We start from the raw sequence: 22,456 nt of genomic DNA, 5'->3' as shown, positions 1-22,456 counted from the left end.
TATTTATATACAGATACAAAGATAATAATTATTCGATAGCGGTAATATCTTTCATATTCAGGTTGTTATCCGTTGACCAGAAGCCTGTTTTGGGTTTGCCTGAAGTCGTATATTCCCGTCCGTCGATTGTCAGCGTAAATTTATAGGTATAATTCATTCCTTTTTCAAAAGGAACGGCAACCATCATATAAGCGGTTTCCAGTGAAGACGGAAGTCCGAAAGCCGGCATTCCGGCATTTACTACCAGTCCGTCGGGAATGTTGTAAGTGATGCTATTCAAAGGGGTACCGCTGATTTCACCCGTTGCCAGGTTAACGGTGGCTCCGTCTGCATAAGACAGGGGATGTTCGTCACAAGTTACTACAATTTTAGTACAGGTTTTGTTGGCCAAAGCATCCGGACATTCCAACGCGGGCAAGGTGAGCTGGGAAAACAAAGGTTTGAATTCTCCTAAAGAAACCGTAGCTGCCGAATAACTGGAAGTGGTGGCCGAAGCGTATGCGAAGCCATATTTACGATTGGGCACAAATTCCGATGCATAGTGTTCCTGCACCGAAATGTTTGGAAGGGCTACTGTTTTGTAATCCTGCGAGGCGGCACTATAAGGGGTGTATGCGTAAATGGTATGATCGCCGCTTTTAAATCCTGCGGATAGTTCCGAAGAGGGATTCAAGGTCACTTCGTCGGTCACATGATCTTCATTGTCATAGGTGATATATGTCTTACCTTCATATTCCATCACAGTAGCTTTGGCTACTTCCGACGGGGCGTACGGCAAGTTATCCTGCGATTTGCCATCGGACAACACATATATTCCTATCTTGTCCGCTTCAATCCATCCCTGACTTCCATGGGAGTACACATTATAAGCACCGGAAACGGCAATTTTCCCCACCACGGGAATGTCTACATCTTCATCTTCACCATCATCACTACTGCAACTAACTGAAGATAACGCCAAAGCCACACAAGCGGCAAAATAAAAAAGTCTATTTTTCATACTTTTCTCGTTTAAATGATTAATTATTTACTGATAGATTATTTTCTTGTTTCTAATATTCTTCTTTTCATTTCTTACCTTTTCCTTCCTGTTCCTAATATTCTCCTTCATAGTTCGTGCACCACACCACGCCTTTCACATCGCCAAACCCGCTGAACGTCTGCAATTCCAGATCGGGAGCAAAACCTTCGAAGAGGCGTACCATCTGACTCCTGTTTACGTCGATTATGGCGATCTCTCCATTTTCCTGCGAAAGTGCCAGCCGGAAGTTCGGATCAGTACTATTTCCTCCATAGCCATAGAACTCGCAAACGACGGGGCTTCCACTGATACCGATGATACGACTGCCGGCTGTATAAGCTAGCATGTGGCTGCGCATCTGCATACTGTATATATAGAGATTTTTGTCTCCATCGGTAAAGTAGAAATAAGGATTCTTTTCAAAGTTGGAGGACATCTTGATGACACTTTGCGAGGTCAATAAGGAGCCGCCACTAAATCCGTATTGTTCTGTACCGGTTATCAGGTGAGAATTATTATCCATTCCTTTGACGGCAAACTCATGCAAATTATAATTCCCGGTGCCCTGCACGTCGATCAACGATACATAGTTTGCCCAGAAAGTCACTCCGCCGTTGGAGGCTACATCTATCTTTTCGTAAGCACCGATTGCCAGACAGCGGGTTCCCGCTCCCATGTCGTTCACCCGCAACACACCGGAAGGCACTTCCAAATCCTGATCGTATGTTTCGAAGTAGACAATGGCGGGGGTATAAGCTGTTCCCCACTGCGTATAGTCCGTGATACCGATAAAACGGGCGTTCTGCTCATCATACAAGATACAGCGTTCTTCATCGGCACACCAATAAGTAACGTTATGAAACGGTGCGAAACAGGTAATGCGACTGCCTCCCTCAAACTCATACGGCATGGCACTATACTTTCCATAATATGGAATTTCTTTATTGTCACTGCCTACGGCACGGATATACACGTCTCCCTGTTCGGAACAAATCACGTAATATTCTTTTTTGAACGCGAAGTTCATCATCCGCAAATCTTCCGGCTCTTTACGGTTCTCGAATTCGTCGGCAAGCCACATATCCTTTTGCAACGAATTGCCATCCAGCGTGACACTTCCACTGCCCTGATTAATCAGGATTTTCGGTAAACCTGATACGTAGGAACCGGAGATGGAGCCTAATACATAATAGTAATAGATTCCGCGCGGGTCTGTGCCCAAGCCGTCTTCGATGGTGCTTTCTACATCGTGCGTAGCCCGGAGGCTGGGATTGATGAAAGATAGGGAGGATTTTCCGTCTCCTTTGTCGGAAAGAATCATCCATCCCCAGTCGAAACTGTTCTTTCCCGTCAGGGTATATTTATTGCTGATATAAGTTTCATTCGTTTCTTTATTGATGACTTTCAGTATCAGTTCGTACGTTCCGCCTTTCTCGAACTGGTATTTCAGATGATAACCAGTGTAAATCAGTTCACGGTTCAGATACCATTGAACGGTAAATAGTTCATCTACATTGCCGATGTCCGTTGAGAAATTGATGGGAGCATCCATCTCGAAAAGGGTTCCTACCATAAATGTGTAATCCGACGAAGCGGAATTCACAAAGGAGACTTTGGCAGAGTCGGTATAGTCATAGTTTCCCAAATCGTCATAGCAGCCGGTTATCACGAGAAGCTGCAGGATTGAAATGAATAATATTGTTTTTCGCTTCATAGTTTATTGTCAGTTATCGAGAATTGTTTCATACAGGGGTGTCACTCCGTCTGCATCATAATACTGGTAATTACCTTGCTGCCACTGGTTTTTCCACCAGGTCTTGAAGTCGGCTATCAGGTTGATAAACTCAAGACCGGTGTATTTATCCAATGATTCGAGTATCTCGCCATCCATGAAAATGATAAAAACGCGGTATTTCATATCCGAGTATACTCCCAGATTGGCCGCTGAACTCTGGCTCCACCACACAGGGCAGGAAATCCGGTCGGTCACTTGAATCGTGACGTATTGATATTCTGCCGGGCCTACCAGACAGTTTTCCACTGCATCCAGCGAAAGGGTAAGTGTATATTCTGTGTTGAGCAGTGCTTCATTACGATAGACGGTGACTTCGTAGGTGTCTTCTGCCAGTCCTTTATGGAAGATGCCGGAAGTCAAAGGGGCATAATCGATGCCGGAACGGGCGGTGCTCTTCTCTCCCACTGCGGAAATATCACAGGTAGCATTTTCTTCGAGCAGGTAGCCAAGAAGTGTCATTTTCACTTTCACGGTTCCTTCCCGAAGCAAGGGTGCATCCGTAGCAAAATTGAATGTTATTTTCTGGGGAGACTTATCGTTCATGTAAGTAAAATAGACGTAGTTGTCTCCATGATAAACTTCCAGTTGCTCTTCGCTGCAGGAGGCGAAAACAAGCAGCAGGCAGAAGGTGGTATATGTCAATATTCGTTTCATATTATCCGGGGATTAGTTCGTTGTTTCACTTGCAGGCAATGGAAGTACATAGGAACCGGCCATGTTGATTTCTCCTTCCTCGTCAGAGTCGGGTACGGTGGAGAGGTTCATCCGTTTGTAGGTGTAAAAGGTGCCGCCTTCACCTATCATTTCTTTTCGTATATCGAGCAGTATCTCGGCATCCAGTTGTTCACGGGTACTGACTGTCAGACTAAGGGTACGCTCGGCTCCACGGGCTTTCCTGACTGTTTCGAGGTAGTTGATGCCGTCGGTTATTTTGCCATTATAGCTGCTTATTTCCGCCAGGATATGGCAGATTTCGCTAAACCGGATCACGGGAATCATCGGATTCTCCATCGCTTCTACCACCGATTCTACCGAAGGGTTATACTTGAGGGTGTAGTACTTAGACTGGGTTTCATTGGTGGTCCCAATCAGGTAAGTCAGCCGGTAGTCGGTATATACCCCAGTGTTGTCCGAAGCAAACAGGGAAGGGATGTTCGCCAACGGCAGACGGGTGGTAGACGAAGAGGAGGAAGAACCCCATACAGCCTGTTCATAATCCGTTGCCAACTGTTTCTTGTACAATCCGAACAAGATGTCATGGGAGACTTTCGTGTATCGGGAATTGAGATTGCAAGTGATGTTTTCTCCTTCTGTAAAGCCTATCCATCGCTTCTGCAAATAATAGGTGTTGTAGAGTTCTTTGGCGGCTGTTTCTGCATTTCTGTAGTAGGCAGGGCCGGCATAGATGCAGACACGGGCTTTCAACCCCAACAATGCCAGATAGTTGATACGGATGCCGCGATACCAGAAAAATGCGCCCATATCGTCTATATAGGAACCGGAATTGAAGCGGTAACGGGAATTCCATTCGGGAGTAGGTTCGTACATTTGTGAAGCATACATTGCTTCGGGATGGTATTCGGTGTCAAACTTACGCAGAATGTCTTCCGCTTCCAGCAGGTCTTTCAGGATTTTCTCGATAAAATCGGTAACGGTGCTCTTTTCTATCACAGCGGCTTCATATTTATCACGGTAAGGAAGATAAGTGCCGGAAGGGTTGGTTGCCGGCGCAGGAGCAAACAGGCGGAGCAGGTCAAAATGCATCATCGCCCTTAATGACAAAGCTTCCGCATAAATGAGTTTTTTCTCTTCTTCACCATATTCGAACAAAGAAATGTCCGTCGGCAGAATGTTCTCGATGAGCTTGTTCAGGTTGGCTATTACTTTATAACCTTTCTCCCAAATAGCGGTCACGACGGGTTCGGTGTCGACCGTGTTATAGATAAGTTCGGAAGCATCGGCATACATCGGAGAGATGGTTCCCACTTTTTGATTGTATTGTTGGGAGATGGCGCTTAGAAATCCCCAACTAAGTTGCTTACCGTAGAGTTCGTCGGACGCCAAGTTGGTGTAAATGCCGTTTAGCGCGTTCCGGTAGCCGAAACCGGTGGAAAACAGATCGTCGTCGGCAATCGCATTGTCGGGCGTTACGTCCAGCCAGGCATTGCAGGAGACTGTTAATATTCCTGCCAGGGCTATTAGTATATGGTTGATTCGTTTCTTCATTGGTATTGCTAGAATATGATGTTAGTAGTCAGATTGAATGAACGTGAGTAAGGATAATCCAGTCCCCGCTCCTGGCGGATGGTAGACCAATAGAACAAGTCGTTCATCGTGAACGAAAAGCGCAGGCCGGACAGACGTAGTTTCCTCAATTGTTCCGGACGGAAATTGTAGCTCATTGTCAATGAACTCCATTGCAGGGTATTGTTCTTCTGTACAAAACGCGAAGAAGCACCGGTAGTGACATTACGGTCACGAATATCTTTCATCGTAGTTATATCTCCCGGCCTCTGCCAACGGTCGAGCAGTACCCGCTTATCTACATTGTCATTCTTAATATCAGCATTTTCTACATAAGAGACGAGGGTATTGTTGTAAGCATCGCCGCCAAAGGTATAAAGGAAAGAGGCAAACATGGACAACTGTTTATAAGACAGGGTGTAACCGAACGAGCCTTGTCCTTTGGGGGCTGTATCGCCAATGATGGTCCATTCGTCGGCAGACCATACATCGGTAACATCACCATTACGGCGAAGATAGATTTCTTTGCCATTTGTGGGGCTGATTCCCAATGACTTCATTCCGTAGATGGAGGTCAGAGAAGCTCCTTCATAATACTTCAGATATGTTTGAGCGTATTTCGAATCAGAGCTGCTTTCGGGGTTATATCCGCTGAACAGTTCTTCTACCCTTTTATTATAGTCACGCATTGCCTGGGAGATTTCGACAATCGTATCTTTGTTTCTTGCAAAGCTGCCGTAGAGTTGCAAGAGCCAGTTTCTATCGCTGTAAAGCCTCATCCGCAGTTCCAGTTCGACACCGGTATTTTTCACTTTTCCCATATTCTCTTTGTAGGAGGTGAATCCGGTAGAAGAAGGGATGGTGTAATCGGTTATCAGGTCGATAGTACGTTCATCATAGGCAGAGGCTTTCAGATAGACTTTATCATGCCATAGCCCGATTTCAATTCCGTAATCGAGCGTGTATTTGCGTTCCCATTTCAGGTTCGGATTTCCCATCTGATAGAGGAATACGCCGTACCCTGTGGGGTACCAGCTGTCTGTCTGCAACTGATACATATCTTTAGCCGAATAGAGGGAGAAGTTGGTCTTTCCGGTCAGCCCGTAGGAGGCACGGAACTTCAGCATGGAGAAGAGTTCGTTCGACTTCATAAAATCATAATTATGAATATTGATTCCTGCTCCTGTCGACCAGAACATAGACCATCTTTTATCGGAACCGAACTCGGAAGAGCCGTCGATACGTCCTGTAAGGTCTGCCAGATAGATATTGTTATAAGTATAGTTGGAAGTAAATAAGGCTCCTACCAGACGGGTGGTATTGTCTGAACTGCTGGGCTTGCCATACACTTCTGCCGCATAGTTTGATGAGACAAGATCGCCACCCGGAAATCCCCGGTAATGTGTTTCGGAAGCTGTGCTCTGCGTCTGTCTCATGCTAGAGGATAAGCAGATGTTCAGGTTGTGTCCCCTGAAAGTATTGTTGTACATGAGTGACAGGCTTCCGTCTATCACTGTCCGCTTTTGCGTGGATTCCGTTTTTTCACCGTTAATGCTGCCTGTACTGGCTGAATAACTGGCAGAAGCGGGATCTTTGTATAAATCACCGGTCGAGTTTCTCATCAGGACAGAGAACTGTCCGCGCAGACGCAAACCGTCAGTGATGCGCCAGTTCAGACTAAGGTCATCGGTTACTTCGTTATAACCGGAACGATCGAAGCTGTTGTAGAAATTGATTTCGTACAGTGGATTTACTTGTGTACTGCTGGCACCGTCGAACTTTTCGAGACGACGGACATAATCGCCATTCTCATCATACAGGCGCATATAGGGAAGTAAATGGGAATAGTCGCTGAATGAATTGAAGGGGACATCTGTACTTTTATTATAAGTATAGGTCACTTTGTTCTTTATTTGTAATCCGCCAATACGGTAGTCTACATAAAAAGCGGCATTGGCATTTTTACGGGAAGAGTGTTTCATCACTCCTTCTGTTCCTCTGAATCCCAGTTCCACGCCCCAACGCACATCGTTTTCTCCACCGTCTATGAAGACGGAGTGTTTGTTGTTTAAAGCTGTGCGCAGTCCTTGAGAAAGCCAGTATGTATCGACACCCGTCAGTACATTATTGAGGCGTTGATAGTAACCGTTGGTATAGGGGGCTATTTCCGGCGTGTTACTGTCATATAGTCCTGCCAAACGTTCTGTTTCTAATTTCTCACGGGCATTCATCAGATTGTAAGAAGATAAATCCGGCAGTTCGGCAGACAGTACTCCGGAGTACTGTACGCGAAACTTTCCGGCTTCCGGTGCACGCCGTTCAACTACAATGACTCCGTTAGCCGCACGCGAACCATACATGGCAGTAGCGGCAGCATCTTTCAAAATATTGATACTGTGGATGCTATTCATATCGAGGTCGTATATCTTTTCTACATCGACTTCAAAACCATCCAGGATAAAGATAGGCAGATTGGAGTTACCGCTCAAGACTTCCCGGGAGATGGAGGAGGTAGAAGTCTGTCCCAGTGTCGTTTGTCCGATACCGGTCTGACCACGCAAGACAAACTGGGGCAGGCTGTTGGGATCGGACCCCGCTGCCAGATTCTCCTGTATCCTGAAAGAGGGATCGAAGGTTTGAATAGCTGAAATCAGGTTGTTAGGATTCACTCTCAACAGGTCTTCTTTTTCTATCTTTGTCGTATTTCCAGTGAAGCTTTCTTTCTGTATGGAGTTGTAGCCGGTCACAATCACTTCCTGAATACTTTCAGTGGCTTCTACCATTAGTACATCGACTTTCTGCCTGGAAGTGGTTTTGATTTTACGGGTTTCGAAACCGATATAGGAATAGATGACCAAACCGCCCTCTTCGGGCAGGGTCAACACGTAGCAACCGTTTATATCGGTAATTACACCATTGGAATGACCATCCAGACGAATCGTCACCCCTACCATCGGTTCATTGGAGAGTTTCTCAATCACCCGGCCATAAACATAATTTCCCTGCGGAGGAAGATTGTATGTTTCTTTTAAATTCTTTTTGTTTTGGGCTATTGCATTCGTAGATAGTGATAAAATATATACAAATAGTAAGATTCTATTCAAAGCCCCGGAATTTAGCTTTTGCATAACGGATATATATAGTTATTACATCTGCAAAAGTATCTTTATAGAATAGACTGGACAATCACGGATTTTAGGTATTTTATACAACTATTATACCAATACATTATTAAAGCGGATATTTTTTGCTTCCGTTTAGGTATTAACTAATAGCAAAACAAACAACTGCATCATTTATCCTCTATCAGAAGACAAATGATGCAGTTGCTCGTTATATCTGTTTTCCTTATAATGCCAGACGGTAAATCTCTTTACTATCCTTTTTCGTTAATTTGACATAGTTGCCAACCAACTCGCCTTTATTCCGGTGAAGGCTATCCGCAAGACGGTCGATATCCGGATTTTCAATACCGAGTTCCTTGAAAGTAACAGGTAGACCGATGGAAGTAAAGAAGGTCTTCAGGCGGGAAATTCCTTCAAGGGCCACCGCCTTTTTATCAGCTGAATCTGCCACTCCCCACACGCGGATTGCATATTGGGCTATCTTATCTACATTATGTTCTGTCATCCATGTCATCCAGGCAGGGAAGATAACGGAAAGTCCCGCACCATGAGTTACATTGTAAATCGCACTGATTTCATGTTCAAGGAAGTGAGAAGCCCAGTCTTCTTCACAGCCTACGCCACAGGTTCCGTTATGGGCAATCGTTCCGCACCACATCAGATTGGCACGGGCTCCGTAGTTTTCAGGGTCTTTCATGACGGTGGTTGCCTCTTTGATGATGGCAAGCAGGGTACCTTCGCACAGGCGGTCGCCTATTTCTACTTCTTTGGTATTGGTGAAATAGCGTTCCATGATGTGCGCCATCATATCGGCAACGCCGCAAGCGGTTTGAAAAGGAGGAAGTGTGTAGGTCAGTTCCGGGTTCATCACGGCGAAAACGGGACGCAATACAGAGGGAGCACGGAGACTTAATTTCTGCAATCCATCGACTTTGGTGATTACAGTGTTACCGGAGCCCTCGCTTCCGGCTGCAGGAATCGTCAATACAACAGCTACTTTCAGTGCTTCCGCAACAACGGCTTTTCCGATGTAGAAGTCCCAAAAATCTCCGTCATAAGGAACTCCGGCTGCAATGGCTTTTGCCGTATCGATTACGGAGCCACCACCCACGGCAAGCATCATGTCTACACTTTCTTTCCGGCAAAGGTCGATTCCTTCGTACACTTTCGTATCTATCGGATTAGGCTGTACACCGCCCAGCATACAATAGGGAATGCCTACTTCCTGCAATGATTTCTCTACACGAGCCAACAAGCCGCTACGTATCACAGAACCGCCACCATAAACAATCATGACTTTACGTGCACCGTATTTCTGTACTAATGCACCAGTCTGCGCTTCCGTATCCCGACCGAACACAAATTCGGTAGGGCTGTAAAAGATAAAATTATTCATTATCGTTTTCTTTATAGGTCTTTTCGTAAGTCTTTTCTATATAGATCCAAATATAACTCCTTTTGCAAACGAGCCTTTCTATAAATCCTTTGATGGATTCTTTCATAGAAGGACTTATAGGTCAGACAAAGTTATAAATTTAAGCAGAATATTTTTCTTTTGATTGTTTAAAATTTCCTACTTTCATAAGTGCAAGGCCGATTACAATCCAGACCATCTCGCGTACCCGGGTAATCAAAGCGGCATAGACTCCGTAAGCTCCGGAAAGGGAAAGACCTCCCACAGCGAGGGCAAAACCTCCTTCACGACCTCCCAATTGCATGGGTAAAAAAAACAGAAGATTGGCAAGTAAAGAAGAAAAAGCCGCAATCAGACAGCAGTCGGCAAAGCTGACATTAGTAGTCAGTACGTTCAGTATCAGCCATATTTCAAGACAACTGACTACACGGGCGGTATATTCCAACAAAAGGGCACTATAAAAGGTTTGTTTCTTTTGTTGGTGGAGAAGGGCGATTTGTTTGTCTATATTTTCCAACTTCTCTTTATGCACGCTTGCAAAGTGAAGGACTTTCTTTTTCAGAAAAGGGATGCGACTACCCATACGGACAACAGCCACAGCCATCCCATGCCGATAACCTTTTATAAAAAGAGTAGCAATCAGCAGGCAAAAGACAGTAATGGCTCCCAGAATGATTCCCATCACCCACCCCACCGGATACAGACAAACGTAAAGTAACACCGAACTTAACCAAAAGCAAAAGTGGGAAAAGATATGCATCATCACATAAAGAATCACGGAAGAAGTGGCACGCTCTATTCCGATATAGGGTTTCAACTCCATAATGCGGTATGGCTCGCCACCCATCAACCCGACAGGAGTCACGTAATTAAGTGCAAAACCTGTTACTGTGAATTTATAGAGCCGAGCAAATGAAAAACCGGTCTTGCCACTACTGCGGATGATTATGTACCACGATACTGTATTGATAAGATAGACAAATAGCCACAGCAACAAAACCAAAGGCAAATATACCCCTGCACGCTTCAGATTCGCCCAAAGCTCCTGATAATCCATATCGAAAGTGAATATCATTATCAGGACGGCGATAATACCAAAGGCGAGGAATATATTTCGGTACTTGTTCTTCACTATTTTGTAGGACTTATATCTATTTTATATAGGTATATATCTGCTTTTATATGAGTATATAGTTACTTCTTAGATGAGTATATGCTTACTTCTTGATGGATATATATCACTCTATTCACATATAACCTCACTTTATATACGCATAATATCTTTCGAAAAATCTTTTGAACGCCGGGATTCTCATCAATACATACTCAAATACCAGCCAGCCGATTAATGCGCAAGAGATGCCAAGTAATACATCAATGATATAATGATGGCAGGAATAAATAGCTGTTCCCCAAATGCCGACCATGATAATGGAGAAGAGGGTAATCACATACCATCTGCATTTACCAATAATGGCATACACTAATGCAACTACCATATAGGCCGCGTGCAGTGAAGGCACTGCCGCAAATACATTTGCATTACGCCCGTAGATTGAATCAAAGATAGTCACTCCAAAGAATGCATCAAAGCGACCCAATCCTGCAACATTGCCCGGTGTGTTCAATATCGGTTCGAAGCCGTAGTTGATGGCATACCAGGGCGGAGCAGCCGGATGAATGTAATAACCGGCAAAACCAATCAAATTGACAAACAAGAATACTAACGCAAAGCGAAGGTAGGTTTTTCTTTCCTTCTTGAAATACAGGCAAAGACCGAACAGGATGGGAACGGGAACCCAACAAAGGTAGAAGATTCCGGCAAAAACGTCCGCTATCGGCCAGTTGTGTGCAGCGAAGTATTCGCAAGGAGTAACCAGAAGACCATTATCCATTACTCCGAAAAGAGACTTTTCGAGATTATACAGTCCGGCCACATCAATCGGGTTCACTTCGTAGTTGGGGCAAATACGCATCCAGTCATACGAGATTCCAAAAATGGCGAAAGGTAACAGGGCCACAGCCAACTTACGAGTAGGTAATCCGGCAAAAAATAAAACTAAATAGAGTACCGCCATTAACAGGTGCTCGGAACGAAGCCCGATGAAGATACTTGTCAGCAAAAGGAAAAGAGCCATAATGACTGTCACAGTCAGGGCTTCTCTCTTCGACGGCATTTGAATATTCTTTATCATTATAATGTTTTGATTAGACAACTAGACTATTTACTATTAGACTATTTACGATGTACTATTTAGGATGTACGATGTAAATAGTAAATCGTCCAACAGTAAATTAATTCATTCTTTCATCGCTTTGTAACAATGTCTCACACGAGCAAATGCCGTGATATTGGCAAACAGGGCAACAAAAGCCAGAGGAACAATCATAATCAGGATTGGTTCGAAAACGGTGATATCTTTGAAAACGCCACAGAACAAAGCTCCGAGACTGGTCAGCACTACGCGTTCCGGACGTTGCATGAATCCGACTTTACATTCAATTCCTAAGCCTTCGGCACGGGCACGCACGTAGCTTACCATCAGTGAGCCGATTAGTGCCACAAATGCAATGAGTGCATAAAGGAAATAATCTTTCATTGATAAATAGTAACAGATACCAAAGAAAGTCATCAATTCACTGTAACGGTCGAGTACTGAATCGTAAAGCGCACCGAACTTGGAACTCATGTTGCCTAGGCGAGCTACACGTCCGTCCATCATATCGAACAGTCCGGCAAACAAAATCACACCTCCTGCCCAGCCGATAATGGCCAAATCGTTCTGTCCGCCATATATGCCGGCATATACAAACATACCTGCCGCTACTACATTCAGGATAAATCCGGTAGTGGTGATAAAGTTAGGAGTGATTCCTATTTTAATCATTCCGCGTATCAGGGGATTGATAATCTTATAAATCAACTGTTGTAAATAATCTCTGTAATTCATCTGTTTAAATCTGTTTATAGCTATTTTTATCTAAATCTTCTGTTTTCTCAATCTGTATATATCTAATTCTTTCGTTTTCTCATCAGTCTTTTCAATCCGTTTTTCAGTTTCTTTTTCCGAACAAACTTCTTATATCTATATTCCGGTAAACAAAAAAGCGTTGCATATTATAGTTCCAGAACAGTGCCACGATGACTGCCACTACCACTTTAGGAATAATGAAAAAATCTCCGAAATACAGGCTAAGCGTGTCGCGTACCCAGGGAATCTTCGCTAATGATTCCGTCAGTGCATACGTGCCCCACGTGTTTAACCAAACGCTGCAAATCCATACAAGGACAAATTTTACGGCAACGTGTGTTTTCTTTCCTTTCGATTTAAAAGTCCATTTATAGTTGATAACGCAATTAACGATTCCTCCATAGATAGCCCCCGCCAAGGTAGCATATACATAGTAGACATCAAACAGCCTGACTAGAAGAATCGTAACGAGAAAGTCTGCAATAGTTGCCATTTGAGCAGAAAGCTGCGCCCTCAAGAACATGAAGATGCCGCCTTTCTGGGAAATCATCCGTGCAACTTTTTTCAGCCAATCACCCATCTCGCTCCCACTAACAATATAAAACTATACACTCCCGCCAAAACATCGTCCATCATGACCCCTACCCCACCTTTCAGGCTTTCCATACGACGTATGCCCAACGGTTTGGCTATATCAAAGATGCGGAACAAGGCAAAAGCCGCAATCACGTACCAAAACCATTTGTCATCATTGGGAACAGCCAACAACGGTATCCACACTCCCACCATCTCATCTACTACCACACGCGAAGGATCTTCTCCCCAATAAGTCTCCAGCTTATCGGCAGCCCAAATGCCGGCGAATGTAAATACAATCACCAAAGCGGCAGTCAGCCATAATACCCAAGAGAAAGGAAGGAGAAAATAAAGTGCAATCCAAATGATAGAAGCCAGTAACGCCCCAGCCGTGCCGGGAGCAAAAGGAGAAAAACCGGAGCCAAAGCCCGTGCCTATAAAAACAGGTAGAAAGGGAGGACGCTTCATTTATTACTAATTACTAATTACAAACTACGAGTCGGTTGTGTCACGAGTCCCCCAACGAATGGGGAATTTGTACAATAAAAAAGTAAAAGTTGAGGTTGAGCATCCACCAGTCTTTATAGGATGGTAAATCTCAATCTCAACTTATTATTTGGGGTTACTGATTAAGCTAAGTAATCAGGTTCTTTTTCACCAATCATGTTACGCAATGTCTGTTTTACCATTCTCCATTGTGTAAACAAGTCGTGTTCGGGCTGATGTTCGAAATCGTGCATCGGGCTCTTGCAGAAGAATGACAACCAAGTCTGGATGCCACACATACCTGCACGCATTGCCAAGTCGCTGAACAACACAAGGTCAAGAGCGATAGGAGCTGCAAGGATAGAGTCGCGGCAAAGGAAGTTCACCTTGATTTCCATCGGGTAGCCCATCCATCCGAAGATGTCGATGTTGTCCCATGCTTCTTTGTTGTCTTTGCGGGGAGGATAGTAGTTGATACGTACTTTATGATAAACATCTCCGTAGAGATCCGGATATTTTTCTGGTTCGAAGATAGTGTCGATTACAGACAGCTTGCTGACTTCTTTTGTCTTGAAGTTGTCCGGATCATCAAGCACTTCACCGTCGCGGTTACCGAGGATATTGGTAGAGAACCAACCGTTCACACCCAGCATACGGGTTTTGAACATCGGAGCCAATACGGTTTTCATCAATGTCTGACCACTCTTGAAGTCTTTACCGGAGATAGGTACATTCTTTTGTTTAGAGAATTCCCACATAGCAGGAGTATCCACACACAAGTTAGGAGCACCCATTACGAACGGAGCGTCTTCTGCAATCGCAGCATACGCGTAACACATACTCGGAGAAATCACGTCTGTATTGTTTTCCTTCATTGCTTTCTCTAAAGCAGCGAGTGACATGTGTTCGTCAGACAGCGGAATGTAAATTTCAGTACTTGCAGCCCAAAGCACCACTACGCGTTCGCAGTTGTTAGCAGCCTTGAAGTCGCGGATATCCTGACGAAGTTGTTCTACCATTTCCCAACGGGTAGCGGCCTTCTTCACGTGTGTACCGTTCAGACGTTTTGCCCAGTTGTGATCGAAAGCAGCCGGCATCGGTTTGATAGCTTCCAACTCTTCTTTTACTCCATTCAGGTCTTTTTCTTTCAAAACCTCGGCGTACATAGCAGCTTCGTATGCGTTGTCCGGGAAAATATCCCATCCTCCGAAAACAATGTCTTCCAAATTCGTCAAAGGCACAACGTCCTTGATGAGTTTTTCTTCGTTGTTCTCCATGCGCATTGTGGCTAACTGTGTAATAGATCCTATCGGTTTTGCCAGTCCCTTGCGAGAGGCTAGTGTACCTACAATCATCGTGGTAGCTACCGCACCACCCACTCCAACTACCAGTACGCCAAGACGCCCGGTAGCGGGTTTAATTTCTTGTTTCATTTCTATTCTATTAAAATTAAACTAAAATTGATGCAAAAATAAGATTAATTAATTACTAATACGGTCTTTATTTGTCATATAAACATTGCAATTAGCAGGATTTAACTTTTAAAAGGTCATGTGGAGACTTATTCTCAAGCCTGATCTGTCAATCCCGGGCGAATCACGATAAGTGAGCCTCCAGATATAGTCCAAACGTAACACCTTGAAAATGTTTTCAATACCGACACCCGCCTCCACATAAGGTGTTTTTCCCATTGTTTGTGTGTTCTCTATCGGAAAAGCGAACAAACCGTCGCTCAAAGCCGGGTTGTTTTTATCGCTCAAATGTCCATATAATCCACGACAGGAAACTATTTCTCTCCATTTAAGTTTTTTCAACAACGGTACCCGGTTGAACAGCCATCCGTTGAGGAAATAAGTAACATCCCACGAGAAATATTCATCGTTCATAAACTCCATCGCATTCATCAACGAGTAAGATTCCGGTTGGATGGTATAAGAAAGGTTGGCATTAGGCATGATAAGCAACGGAAAAGGTACTTTATCCCACACTTTACCTGCTTTTAGTATAACGTCCGTATAGCCGAACGCGGAAAACCAGAAGCGTTTCTGAATACCGGCTTCGGTATGATTGTAAGTGTAATCGCTGCCCAACACTCCTTTTCCGGCAATGGTATGCGACAAGGTAAACACCGGTGCATCCAACGATACGGGAAAACGGTTCCATTGGGTCTGGAAGAATTTCTCATTTGGAGCATAACGCAACTTCAACTCTGCGGCACTGATAGAGAAATCTTTTACCGGGGTGTAGGTATCTCCTTCTTTCTTTAAAAAAGGAATCAGGTAGGAGGACTCATCTTTCCGTGTACGTGCTGTCAACTGGAAAGAAAAGCCGGAATAAAACTCATTGGTATAGGTCATCTCCGCCTGCCGGAAATAGCCGATACGGTCGTCCTTCTCACGTTTCAAGGCCAGAAACACATTGTCTTTGCTTGTATACAGGTAATTTTGTCCGTACTGGTTCACATCTGATTCGTAACGCAATTTCAATGAATGGATGGGAAATTCGTTGGCGTATTCTTTCTTCTTCTTGAAAGAATATTCCAGTTCCGCCAATCCTTTCACTCTTTCATCTTTAAACCCGTAAGCCACATATCCTTTGCCAAACAGGTGCGGATTGAGCCAGGCGGTAGTCATACCTCCGGCACGGATACGGGGACCTTCCAATGTGTTACCGCTGATAGTGGCATTCATCGGGCCGATATAGAAAAGCGGCGCTTCTTTGGAGGTAGGAATATATCCCGTAAAGAGAATGGAGAGTACTTTCTCCGTCCAGTAATATACCGGATAACTGCGTAATTGTGTCATCAGGCGGTCTACCGAGTTTTCCTGCTGGGAGATAGCGGCTTGCGGACGATTCTCCGCCCAGAATGTTTCGGGACGCGACAGGGCTTCCGTCTCTTCAATAATACGTTCGGGTTTGGTGAAGGCTTTGTCGGCTTCGGCAGTCGGCGTAAAGGTGTAGTTGCTGTAATCCGCTACACGGCGGGCAAAAATACCATCCTGTCCTTCGGTCAGTTTAAACTCAACAGTGATACTTTCATGATCGAGCAGACGTGTGCCGTCTTCAGCGCGCTTAAATTCCTGTTCGAGCAACATGTAGTCTACAAAGTTCAGGTTTATCTTTTTGGAAAAGTTGAATACGGCACGTTTAACAAAGTAAGTAGAGTCGAGCGTCACATACAGGTGTCCGTTGAAACCGAAAGACTCGGAATTAAAAGGCGTGAAAGCAAGGTCTGCACAAGGCTCTCCGGCAATCTGCAACGTGTCCATCAGGTAATATTTATAAAAGCCTGTGCCGATACGGGACAAGGGACTGACAAACTTATTTGTAAACAGGGAAATGTTGTTTTCGTAAATGTCGACGTCTTTAAAGACTTCATTGATGGCTGCCTGCATCCCTTGTTTAGAGAGAAATTCATCAACACCGGCCTGTTTGCGTCCTTTCACCCATTGCTTCTCGGAACGGGGAGATTTCCGGTAATAGTCTGTGGCAAGCAGTTCACGGGCTGATACCGTCAGAATCGGTTTACCGGTAACGGCAGAAGTATCTACATATTCTGTCAGGAAATCAAATTTACGATATAGCCATTTTTTCTGTTTCTCTTCATCGAAGTTATTCAACGCAAAGGTGGTCTTTTCATAACGTTCGCGTTGCCAGAAGTCTTTCTCGTAGGGAGAGTAGTTGTCACGGCTTTCAATCATACGGCGGACAAATTCTACGGCAGGATTATCTTTCTTCCGGTAGTGTTCACGTTTGGGTTTGACTACCACTTCACCAAGCGCGTATTCGGTAGGCGCAAGTGCTACTTTATAGGATGCATTACGGGCAGGGCGAATGGTGCGGATATAGTCATTATAACCGATTACAGAGATTACAAGTACTGCTTCGGAGCGGTGGGTTTTGAAGTAAAAGCGTCCGTCGCTTCCGGTAGTAGTTCCTTCGGTCGTGTCTTTTAAGCGTACAGATGCATAAGGCAAAGGTTCTTTGGTCAGAGAATCAGTCACCACCCCTTGTACCACATACTGCGCACTGAGCGGAATACTGATAGCCAATAAAAGAAAGAGCGTCAATGTGCCTTTTTTCATTAATCTCATACCTTAAATCCTATTGAATTGAGCGGGGCAAAGGTAGGAGTGATTTCAAGACAAAAAAAGGTCTATTTGACGGAAGAAATGTTCTTATTTGACACAATTAGGGGAAAGTAATACGAAATCGGGTCAGTCCGTCGGCATAGGTTCGCAAAGAGAATGTGCACCCATGACGCATCAGTACTTCGCGAATAAAGATGAGTCCGATTCCCTGACCGTTCGGTTTGGTAGAGAAGAAAGGACTGAACAGTTTAGCTTCTGTTTCTTTGCTGATTCCCTGACCGTTATCTATCACTTCAACAGTGGCCGGAGCGAGGGTGCGGACTATTATTTCCCCATCGGCTTCAATGCTTTCCGCTGCATTTTTGATGATATTTACGAGTACTTGCTCAAACAAAGCGGCATCCAGCATCACATCTTTCACACTTTCGTCTATTTCCATGCGGAGTGTAATGCGACGGTCATTACACATTCCTTCCATAAACCGCTTGCAGGTGAAAACCAAATCATTCAGATTAACAGAAGAAAGTGTCGGTTCGGGGATTTTCACCACATCGGCAAAACGGGTGATGAAACGACTCATCGAGAAACAACGGTCGGTACATACACGCATCACGTCGCAGATGTCTTCCATTCCTTCTTCGCTGGAAAGGGCTTGTTCTACCGTATCCAGTGTGGAAGTAATGCCGGCAGTCGTGTTGTTCACTTCGTGGGCAATCATGCGAATCACTTTCTCGTATGCTTTCTTTTCCGCTTTCATCACTTCGTCGGTGAGGGTTTCTACCAAGTAGAAGGGATGCTGAAATCCACGATCAATGAAAGAAGAATGAGTACACCGGTAGATATTCGAGTCGTTCAGACGGACGGTTACCTTCTCTCCTTTCGGGAGGTTAGCCAATTCCACCGCTAACGGAGAATCAATCTCTTTCATCTTCTTGCCTTGTACGTCTTCCAAACGAACACCCAGCATTTTCAAAGCCATCGGATTCAATTCCGAAAGGTCTTCATCAAGGGAAGTTATAATCACTCCCATCGGAGAAGCTTTAATCAGCAAATCAAGAAAATTATTCTGTTCACGCAGGCGGAGACGTTCATTCTTGAGCTGTTCCATCATGCGGTTGAAGATATTCACCACACGATCGGCCTCATATTGGCCTACAGGACTAAGGCGGCTACTGAAATCCTGCTCACGCAACAATTCCATACCGCTTCCGATTGTATTCAACGGCTTCACGATCTTACGATAGAAAAAGGTCAGATAAATGAGGATGAAAAGTATCAGCCCCTCCCCTATGTAGAAAAAGATTGTATTCAGTTGACTGGAAAGGAACAGCAATACACTACCTAATGCCAGCAGCAGAAAGACTAGTATGTAAAAGAATCCTTTTATACGCACGTTATCTGTGGTTACGGTTAATCTTAATATTATTAGGCACGTGCCTAAATCTATCACATTGTTATATTATATTTTTCGAGACGGCGATAGAGCGCTGCACGGCTGATACCCAATGCCGTAGCTACCTGACTCAAATTTCCTTTGTAACGGTCCAACGCCTGGAGAATGGTCTGGCGCTCTATTTCATCCAAAGTCATACCGGCCAGAGCTGCGCCTTCGGTTACTCTTGCGTCATCGTGGCGAATATACTGCGCATCAAAGTCGGAAGCATCAAGCAGCGGTTTACCACTTACCAGAATGGTACGTTCCACCAAGTTCTTCAATTCACGAATATTCCCCGGATAGGGCAAACGGCTCAAGAATTGCAGGGCATCGGCAGAGAACTCTGTACGGGGCAATCCGTTGGTTACCGCCTGACGGTCGGCAAAATGACGTGCCAGCAAAGGAATATCTTCGCGACGTTCGCGCAAGGCCGGCAGTTTCACTGTTATCAGATTGATACGATAGAAGAGGTCTTCACGAAAAATACGTTCGCCCACCATTTTGCGCAAATCGGCATTGGTGGCTGATACTACCCGGATATCCGTCTTGCGCGGACGGCTGTCGCCGAGCACTTCAAATGTCTGATCCTGCAATACACGCAGTAACTTCACCTGGCACGAAGGATCGAGATCACCTATTTCATCCAGGAAAATCGTCCCTTTGTTTGCCATTTCGAAACGTCCGATACGGTCTGCGGAAGCATCGGTAAAAGCTCCTTTCTTGTGCCCGAACATTTCACTTTCGAACAGGCTTTGAGAAATACCTCCAAGATTCACTTTCACAAAGGGATGTTTGGCACGCTGACTGTTGATATGAATGGCCTCGGCTATCAATTCCTTACCTGTTCCGCTTTCCCCTGTAATGAGGACAGAGGCATTGGTCTTTGCTATGCGGGCAATCGTATTCAACACATCCATCAATCCCTGGCTACGCCCGATGATGTGGCTGCGGTCGAAAGAATCGCTCTGTTCCTGCGTTGGTTCCTGTGGAGTGCCCGAAAGTTGGAGTGCCGTTTCAATGCGTTGCAACAAGGCGGCATTATTCCAGGGCTTCGTTATGAAATCAAAAGCTCCCGCCTGCATTCCTTGTACAGCAAGTTGGATACTTCCCCAAGCAGTCATCAATATCACCGGTGTTTCGGGACGGAATATTTTTACTTGTTTGAGTAGGGTCAAACCCTCCTCACCCGTTGTAGAAAGAGTGAAGTTCATATCCATCAGGATTAAATCCGGAGCTACGGAACGTACCACTTCCATAGCTTCCCGTGGACCGGGAACGGTCTGTACTTCATATCCTGCCCGCTTCAACATGAAGCTAAGCGAAGAACGCACTGCGCTGTCATCGTCAATTATCAGAATCATAGTTATATTTGAGTTTTGCCCAGTCAATTAACAACTTTGTCTCACACTCCAAAGGTACTAATAAATAGTTTGCTACCAAATGATTGATATATAAATCACGGAATGCACGCTTCAATAATACAAGTTACGTAATAAAGCTGTTTTCTTATTATTGTATTTAAGATTTTCCACTGCACTAAATAAAGATTTTCAGTACAGTAATTTATAATTGTTTATGCAGTCGAGTAATTATCCAGTTATAATGGGACAAAAGTCACCTTATAGAGTGATAAATATCATCTTATAAGATGACTATTGTCACTCTATAAGATGACCACCTGTCTCCGAAAGGATTAAAACTCTTAAGATACGAAATTAATTCGTAAAAAGCAAGAACGGAAGAGAAAATAATACTATTTACTGCAAGTTCCTCCATAAGATTCAAAAGCTTTTTCCTAGCCTTTTTATTGCCGGATGATTTCATCAAAATCAGCTTCAAGTTCGGTATTGGTACGAAAATCCCATAGCGTCAGACTGCGAATCTGATAATAATAATACCAATAATAATAAAGTTCGGAAATATGTTTCTGTCTCGCATCATCTTTAGAGTTCTGTGCATCATTCAAATCCAAGGTATTGATTTTACCTATCAGGAAAGTTTCAATACTTGTTTTATATCGTTGCTGGGCTATCGCATCGGCTTCTTTGGCTATGTCCAACTGTTGTGCCTGATTATTGAAATGCTCCACCAACAGAAAAATGTCCTGATTGAAGTTTATCTGTTCCTGACGAATCTTTGAAAGCACTACATCCCGGTTGCTCTTGGCTACCCGGACTTTCCCACGGCGTTTTCCCCAATCGAGAATCGGAATCTTAACGCCTACCTGAACAATCTGATTGTCCTGCAAGTTCCTGTAAACGGCCGGAAAATTCCGGTTCTCACCCGTATATCCTACGCTTGCAAACAAATCGACACTACGCAAATTTCCGCGTGCAGTAGCTACTTCATAATCGGCTTCCAACTGGCGGCGACGGATATTCTGTGCAAAAGAATTACGTTCCAATGCTTTATTTAACACCTGATTGTACTCCATCCTCGGGCCATCCACAGCTTCGGGAAGAACCGGGTTTAGTACTTCATCCTCTCCCACTCCCAAAAAAGCACGGAGCTGGAACATCTTGGCATTGAGATCACTCTCTGCTTCCGTCAATGCTGCTTTCGCATTCAAAGCGGAGAGTTTCAACTGCAAGAGTTCATTCTCGGAAATCTGCCCCATTTTGCGTTTGGCAAGGGCTACTTCATAAAGGTGGTCGGCGTTTGTCTGGTTCTGTTTCGCCGTGCCAAGATTTTCTTTTGCCAACAAAAGATTAAAGTAATAAGTGATGGCACGCATCGTCACTTCTTCGGTAGCAGTGATAAAAGCTGCTTTCGCTTCGGCATAACGAACCGGTTCGATGCGTCTGTTCCACTTTATATTATTGACTCCAAAGATGGGTTGTGTAAGTTGTAATGTGACAGGAACCGACATAAAATGCCGGTCTCCTCCGGCTCCCAATTGCTTGATATAGTCGAGAGAGGAAGTCAGCGAAAGTTTACCACCGGTAAGCCAGATGTTTTGATCGATAGAAAGATCACCGGTAAGCCCCAATGTGTTATTACGGACGAAACCGTAAGAACCGTCCGAATTTTGATAGGAACTATACGATTTGTTATAATTGGGCAGGGTTCCGGTCAAGTTGACTTCCGGCAGAAGATCAGCACGAAAGGTACGAAATTCCCAATAGGCCGTTTTCAATTCATTCAAGGCAACAGCAGCGTCAACAGATTGAATACGCGCCATAGCAATAGCTTCATTCAAGGTTATTTCCCTTTCCTTCTGTGCCGACAATGCCAACGGCAGGCAAACGGCAGCAAGAGCAAACAATATACTTTTCTTTTTCATTATACACAGTATTT

At 44.5% G+C, this 22,456-nt stretch carries 16 protein-coding genes; all 16 read right to left on the bottom strand.

Annotated elements, in window-relative coordinates; genetic code table 11:
- Positions 1-28: 28 nt before the first annotated feature.
- Positions 29-1,000, bottom strand: a complete 972-nt coding sequence (locus KSX81_RS19520) for a fimbrillin family protein (RefSeq protein ID WP_004300665.1) — start codon at positions 998-1,000, stop codon at positions 29-31.
- Positions 1,001-1,094: 94 nt separating this feature from the next.
- Positions 1,095-2,735, bottom strand: a complete 1,641-nt coding sequence (locus KSX81_RS19515; RefSeq protein WP_004300666.1) for a PKD-like family lipoprotein — start codon at positions 2,733-2,735, stop codon at positions 1,095-1,097.
- A 9-nt stretch (positions 2,736-2,744) separates the two neighbouring features.
- Complete coding sequence (locus tag KSX81_RS19510) at positions 2,745-3,470, bottom strand: DUF4843 domain-containing protein (RefSeq protein ID WP_004300667.1); 726 nt, start codon at positions 3,468-3,470, stop codon at positions 2,745-2,747.
- A 12-nt stretch (positions 3,471-3,482) separates the two neighbouring features.
- Positions 3,483-5,042, bottom strand: coding sequence for a RagB/SusD family nutrient uptake outer membrane protein (locus KSX81_RS19505; protein WP_004300668.1), 1,560 nt, complete (start codon positions 5,040-5,042; stop codon positions 3,483-3,485).
- A gap of 8 nt (positions 5,043-5,050) precedes the next feature.
- On the bottom strand, positions 5,051-8,188 hold the full coding sequence (locus KSX81_RS19500) for a SusC/RagA family TonB-linked outer membrane protein (protein WP_004300669.1): 3,138 nt from the start codon (positions 8,186-8,188) through the stop codon (positions 5,051-5,053).
- A 220-nt stretch (positions 8,189-8,408) separates the two neighbouring features.
- Positions 8,409-9,581: an iron-containing alcohol dehydrogenase gene (locus tag KSX81_RS19495; RefSeq protein ID WP_004300670.1), complete on the bottom strand. Its 1,173-nt coding sequence runs from the start codon at positions 9,579-9,581 to the stop codon at positions 8,409-8,411.
- Positions 9,582-9,720: 139 nt separating this feature from the next.
- Positions 9,721-10,731: a lysylphosphatidylglycerol synthase transmembrane domain-containing protein gene (locus KSX81_RS19490; protein WP_004300672.1), complete on the bottom strand. Its 1,011-nt coding sequence runs from the start codon at positions 10,729-10,731 to the stop codon at positions 9,721-9,723.
- A gap of 127 nt (positions 10,732-10,858) precedes the next feature.
- Entirely contained in the window at positions 10,859-11,776 is a 918-nt protein-coding gene (locus KSX81_RS19485) for a phosphatase PAP2 family protein (RefSeq protein ID WP_212135815.1), read from the bottom strand.
- A gap of 123 nt (positions 11,777-11,899) precedes the next feature.
- Positions 11,900-12,550 (bottom strand): CDP-alcohol phosphatidyltransferase family protein, encoded by a 651-nt coding sequence (locus tag KSX81_RS19480; protein WP_004304216.1) that lies wholly within the window; start codon positions 12,548-12,550, stop codon positions 11,900-11,902.
- 103 nt (positions 12,551-12,653) lie between these two features.
- On the bottom strand, positions 12,654-13,121 hold the full coding sequence (locus KSX81_RS19475; RefSeq protein WP_004326582.1) for a GtrA family protein: 468 nt from the start codon (positions 13,119-13,121) through the stop codon (positions 12,654-12,656).
- Positions 13,122-13,135: 14 nt separating this feature from the next.
- Positions 13,136-13,615, bottom strand: coding sequence for a phosphatidylglycerophosphatase A (locus KSX81_RS19470; protein ID WP_004326579.1), 480 nt, complete (start codon positions 13,613-13,615; stop codon positions 13,136-13,138).
- A gap of 161 nt (positions 13,616-13,776) precedes the next feature.
- Positions 13,777-15,066, bottom strand: a complete 1,290-nt coding sequence (locus tag KSX81_RS19465; RefSeq protein WP_004300682.1) for an inositol-3-phosphate synthase — start codon at positions 15,064-15,066, stop codon at positions 13,777-13,779.
- Between the two features lie 108 nt (positions 15,067-15,174).
- A complete protein-coding gene (locus KSX81_RS19460) occupies positions 15,175-17,727 on the bottom strand; it encodes a DUF5686 and carboxypeptidase-like regulatory domain-containing protein (RefSeq protein WP_032848990.1) in 2,553 nt (850 codons plus the stop codon).
- 97 nt (positions 17,728-17,824) lie between these two features.
- On the bottom strand, positions 17,825-19,117 hold the full coding sequence (locus KSX81_RS19455) for a sensor histidine kinase (protein ID WP_008648744.1): 1,293 nt from the start codon (positions 19,115-19,117) through the stop codon (positions 17,825-17,827).
- Positions 19,118-19,170: 53 nt separating this feature from the next.
- The gene (locus tag KSX81_RS19450; RefSeq protein ID WP_004326576.1) at positions 19,171-20,520 is read right to left on the bottom strand and encodes a sigma-54-dependent transcriptional regulator; all 1,350 of its coding nucleotides are present in this window, start codon (positions 20,518-20,520) and stop codon (positions 19,171-19,173) included.
- Between the two features lie 443 nt (positions 20,521-20,963).
- On the bottom strand, positions 20,964-22,442 hold the full coding sequence (locus KSX81_RS19445; protein WP_004326575.1) for a TolC family protein: 1,479 nt from the start codon (positions 22,440-22,442) through the stop codon (positions 20,964-20,966).
- Positions 22,443-22,456 lie beyond the last annotated feature (14 nt).

The organism is Bacteroides sp. MSK.18.37, assembly GCF_019129155.2.
GTDB classification, from domain to species: Bacteria; Bacteroidota; Bacteroidia; order Bacteroidales; family Bacteroidaceae; genus Bacteroides; species Bacteroides ovatus.
This window is presented reverse-complemented; position numbering and strand designations above follow the sequence as displayed.